The organism is Actinoplanes sandaracinus (genome assembly GCF_030009775.1).
In the GTDB taxonomy this organism is placed as follows: Bacteria; Actinomycetota; Actinomycetes; order Mycobacteriales; family Micromonosporaceae; genus Actinoplanes; species Actinoplanes sandaracinus.
Window position 1 is genome coordinate 1 of record NZ_JASCTH010000075.1, and the last position, 4,576, is coordinate 4,576.

General features: G+C 67.5%; 4 protein-coding genes. 3 read left to right on the top strand and 1 reads right to left on the bottom strand.

Annotated elements, in window-relative coordinates:
- The first annotated feature begins 354 nt into the window (after positions 1 to 354).
- A complete protein-coding gene (locus QLQ12_RS47445) occupies positions 355 to 798 on the top strand; it encodes a YunG family protein (RefSeq protein ID WP_456049099.1) in 444 nt (147 codons plus the stop codon).
- Between the two features lie 701 nt (positions 799 to 1,499).
- Here the strand turns inward: QLQ12_RS47445 and QLQ12_RS46605 are convergent.
- Complete coding sequence (locus QLQ12_RS46605) at positions 1,500 to 1,814, bottom strand: hypothetical protein (RefSeq protein ID WP_282767516.1); 315 nt, start codon at positions 1,812 to 1,814, stop codon at positions 1,500 to 1,502.
- A 75-nt stretch (positions 1,815 to 1,889) separates the two neighbouring features.
- Here QLQ12_RS46605 and QLQ12_RS46610 point away from each other — a divergent pair, with 75 nt between their 5' ends.
- Both QLQ12_RS46610 and QLQ12_RS46615 read left to right on the top strand, forming a co-directional pair.
- Positions 1,890 to 3,164, top strand: coding sequence for a hypothetical protein (locus QLQ12_RS46610; RefSeq protein WP_282767517.1), 1,275 nt, complete (start codon positions 1,890 to 1,892; stop codon positions 3,162 to 3,164).
- Positions 3,157 to 3,996, top strand: coding sequence for a Fic family protein (locus QLQ12_RS46615; RefSeq protein WP_282767518.1), 840 nt, complete (start codon positions 3,157 to 3,159; stop codon positions 3,994 to 3,996). Before QLQ12_RS46610 ends, QLQ12_RS46615 begins: the two co-directional genes overlap by 8 nt.
- Positions 3,997 to 4,576: the final 580 nt, after the last annotated feature.

A 4,576-nucleotide genomic window follows, 5' to 3' on the forward strand; every position in this document is an offset into this window, starting at 1 on the left:
AGACCGCCTGGCACGCCCAGACCGAGCCAGATAACCTCACCCCTGCCCCCGCCGGAAGCAGGTAACCACCGCTCCGTCGAAACGGGGGGAACTCAAGGCGAGCAGGATCAGCTGGGCGGACACGGCGCTCCCGGAAGCTTGGGATGGACTACGCGATACATGGCGCATACGCAGCGGCATGGACCGTTCATGAACGTATAACGAGAGATCGAACAGCGGTCTCGCCAGGGCGACGCCAACGCCCTCTCTCGGCTGGATGAGCGCTTCCGCCGGTGGTGTCAACGGCGGCCGGTCAGGAGCCGAGGCACGTTCTTCCCTTGACTCTCAACCCGGTCGAGGGCCGATCCTTCCTGGGTGACATCTGGAGAGCGCGACCACCGAACAACCCCGCTCACGGTTGACCTGGAGACGCTGCGGCCGGTGCTGCGGGCTGGCTGGGGAGCGGATACCTGTGACCCGCACGATGTGCAGGACTGGCACGCCGGCAACGCAGCCCGTGGCCAATGTGGAGTGACCTCCTTGATCATTCAGGACCTGATCGGCGGAGAGCTGATCCTCGGCGAGGTCTTCGCAGGAGACGCCAAGGTCGGCTACCACTACTGGAATCGGTTGGCCGACGGCCGCGAGGTCGACCTGACGGCTGACCAGTTCCACCCTCAGGAGGTCGTTGTCGGTGGCCAGGTGCAGCAACGCCTGCCGGGCCCACCCCGGCGATGCCGCCAGCAGTACGAGATCCTGCGGGACCGCGTCTTCGCAGCCCTCTACGGCGGCGATCCCCCGCTGTCCGTCCAACGGTGACAGCCGACCGAAGGCCGAGCACACGAACGGCGGCAGATCAGTGCGTTCAGCGGCCAGGACCTGGGCGCCGGTGTGCCGCCGCATCGAGGGTGGCCGAGGGATGGAAAGCGTTCGCCGGCTTGGCAAACCCCGCTGGAGCATCGGTGGTAAGCGTCGCGTCAATCCGCAGCCTCGACAGCGCGTCGGCGTGTGCCATGCTTCAGCATCGGCCGGCGTTCGCGGGTTCGTTGCCAGCTCGGCGGCACGTTTCCCGGGCAGCCCACGCCGCCATGGCGCGCTGCTCGGCGGGTCCAGCCGCGCACCCGCTGCCGGGCAGCAGCTCGCTCCTCCGCGGGCGGCAGTGCCGGAGTCCGCTGTGCGACCTGATGCCAGTACGCGGCCCCGATGCTGGTCTGCCGCACAATTCGGTCGGCGCCGGGAGCGCCGGCCAGAACTGAGTCAGATAACGCTCCGGAGGATCGGTGATTTCGTCGCGCCGCGGAGACCATTCACCTGGCCCCCGCGGCTGTCCGGCTTCGAATTGTCCTCGTCGTCATCGCTCTCGCCGCGATCACTCCCGAACGAGAAGGAATGGAACGCCACGGCTACTTCGTCATCGAACAGGACCCACACCCGCGCATCATCCTCCTCAAGACGGGCATGCCAAGGTGAACCCGCGTCCCCGGGCGCTGGGGCCTACTGCCCCTGACCGGTAACACCTGTCACGAGTCCGGGCGATCTGCTTCCGGCCCGGTGGGACTCTCGCGGGCCGGTGCAAGAGCGTCGAGCAGATCGCTCCATAACTTCTCCGTAGCATTGCGGGTCCCAGGGGCCAGGTTGCGGTGCACAACCCACTTGGCATCAGCCAAGCACAGGCCAGTGCTGTCGGAAATGGCCTTGATCGCCGAGATCGGCGAATCAGTGCGCCGAAGCAATTCCCTGGCTATGTCGTCCGCGTCAGCTCCGGCGGCGAGCATCGTACGCGCCGACTCCGGCAAGAACCGGATCCGCGCGGCTCGCTCTGCTGCCTCGTTCACCTCAGGAGGGTAGCGAGGTCGTCGAGTGTCGCAACGAGAGGCAGGACAGATCATCCCGCTTTCTACTCGTCGCGGATGCGGCCTGACAGATCTTCGGCAACGCCACCGATCTTAAGCTCAGTAGTGCGCGGGGTAGCGAATCCATGGGAGGAATCGATATTCTGGACGGCTGCCCAACGAAAGGCTGACGCATTGCCCACTGACCGTGTCCACCTGCCCGACTTTCGGCTGCTCACATGGCGTGACGTCGACCCGGCGACCCGTCCCGATTTCGACCCGGCCGGTGTGGCCGAACTGGTGCGGTCGCTACCTCCGGCCACCGAGGTCCCGCCGGTCGGCACCGACTGGCGGCTCGCCGGCTTCTGGTGGGACCGGATGACGGAGGCCCTGGTCGAGCGCCTCGGCAATTGGGCGGTCGGTTGGCAGCACACGGTGGTGATGGAGGACTACCCGGGCCGCGGCGTCATCCCGATCTGGTGGAACGTGGAGTTGCCGATCACGACGCCGGACGAGACCGTGGACCGCCTCGCCGAAGCCGTGGTGGCCTGGCACGAGCTGACCGTCGAACTCGCCACCGACGCCCGCGGCCGATTCGCCGCCGCAGCGCCGGCCACGACCGACAGCACCGGAGACCCGGTGGCGTGGCGGGCAGTGAAGGCGCCCGGCATCAGCCGTTTCAGCCCCGGGCGATTCACCGAAGGTGTTGCCCTCCCGTGGAGCCTGAGCTGGGTGGACGTTGATCCGCGAGGGCGGGACTTCGATCCGGCGACGGTTGCGGCCGTGGTCGCTGAACTGGTCACGGCCGGCAATATCCCGGCGCAGGAGGCGGACTGGCGCCTGCGAGACCTGTGGCTGGAAAGCATATCGATCGGTTTCATCGAGCGGTACGGGCTGTGGGCGGTCGGCTGGCGCTGGGCGGTGGGCGAGGGGGACCTCGACGGCGGGCCGGTCGGCCACTGGTGCTGCTTCAGGCACTCTGTCACGACCCCGGAGGCGACCGCCGCCGCCGTCTGCGCCTCGCTGATCGAGTGGCGTGATTGGCTGAAGGACATCGCGGATCGGTTCGACCGGTTCCTGCCACTGGCCGTTGACGACCTGGACGGCTGGGAACGCGCGGTTGCTCACCTGGTGACCGCGGTCGGCGACCGCACCCAGTACGAGTCTGGCTGGTACGGCTGCTGCACCACCGTCCTTGGCTGGTTTCTGGAAGCGGCCGGCATCGCCCCCAGGCAGCGAGAGAAGCTGCTCGATCACGCGATCGGCGGCCGGTTCGCCAGTTGGGTGGAGCCGGACCGGAAACTCATCGCATCGGTGGCCGAGCGCCTAGCCGGGCAGGTAGCCAGTGCCTGACCAGCTCACGACCTGGTTGCGAGTCCGCGAGCAGGTACTGTGGCGCGACATCGTCCCACACCTGCCAACACCGATTCGCGCTGTCCGGGACGGGTTCACCGCCCATGCCTGGATCGGCGAGGACCAGCGACGGCGAAGTCTCCTCCTGGCCGCGTACGACGACGTCCGATGTGCGGCGGCGACCAGCCCCGGCCTCACCACGAACATGACGGCCCGCTGGAACGGGATGCTGCGCGGCATACCGGCTCCCGGTTTCCGGCGGGGCCCGGCTTTCGCCAAAAAGGAGCGGGAGCGGTACGGGCTCCACGCCGACACCCAGCAACGGTACGAGTCGTGCCTGGCGGAAGCCACCGACCTGGCGATCCCGGTGGCGGCGCGCGCGGCACGGGCCTATCTCGATGTCGCGTTCTTCCACCCGTACGACGACGGCAACGCCCGCCTGGGCGGCTTGGTCCTGCATTTCGTGCTACTGAATGCCGGTGTCGAACTCGACGAGGTCGGCCCTATCCTCACCACTGTCCGCCGCGCTGACGACTCCGAGGGAGCAGCCGGCCTCGCCCATATGGTGCGCGGCATCGCCACAGCCACTCACCGCCGCTGGGTCCGATGCCAGAGAGGCGAAGGAGCGCCACGTCCACCCGGCAACGGCACGACGAACCGCCGCCCCCATGACTCGGCCGGTACGGCAGGCATACCCCCATCTGGTGGAAGCGCCGGCACATCCGCCCATCAGTGGGACTCGCCCCCGGCCGGCGCCCGGCGGCTGTTCCGGTTCCCTGGAACTGGAACGGCCGTCGGAAACGGCAAAGGCTCCTCCTCGGTCCTCACATGAGCGGTTCGACCCGCCCACGCCGGCCGTTGAACACCTGCTCGGGTACGGACACGGCCTCGCCCGCTGCACCTCGTCGAGCTGTGCGTCAGCCAACTTCCACCGTCCACCGTCGGCATACTCGATCACCCAGTGGCTATCGAAGAAGCCCGGGGTGGGGCCGACACCCCGTGTGCCCGCAACAGCGCCACCGACACGACGGTGAAACTGCGGCAACTGACCGGAATTCGGTCCCGAGGCTCGCGGGCCACGGTCAACGGCCGATCACCGACCAAGCCCAGCAGAGCGCAAGTACGGCGCACATGCGCCGTCTCCCTATCAGCATCGCTCAGCGCGACCCCGTACGAGCCACCCCAGGACTCATGAATGAGCAGCCCTTGCACCGCCTGGATCACTGAACCGATGTCTCCGGGAACCGCCGCCACGGCGTCGGCGTGCCGCCCGACCCCCGTCATCAGAGGCCGGTCATGAACTGTTTAGGTTGATCTATGCGTTGGGTCCGTTTGGAGATCGTTCTGCGGGTTCGCGATAGATAGTGATCACTCGATCGAATGAAAGATGAACATCGGTCACGTCAGGCGGG

Coding starts and splice junctions, on each gene's coding strand:
- QLQ12_RS46610 (WP_282767517.1), top strand. CDS start 1,890: ATGCGGCCTGACAGATCTTCGGCAACGCCACCGATCTTAAGCTCAGTA.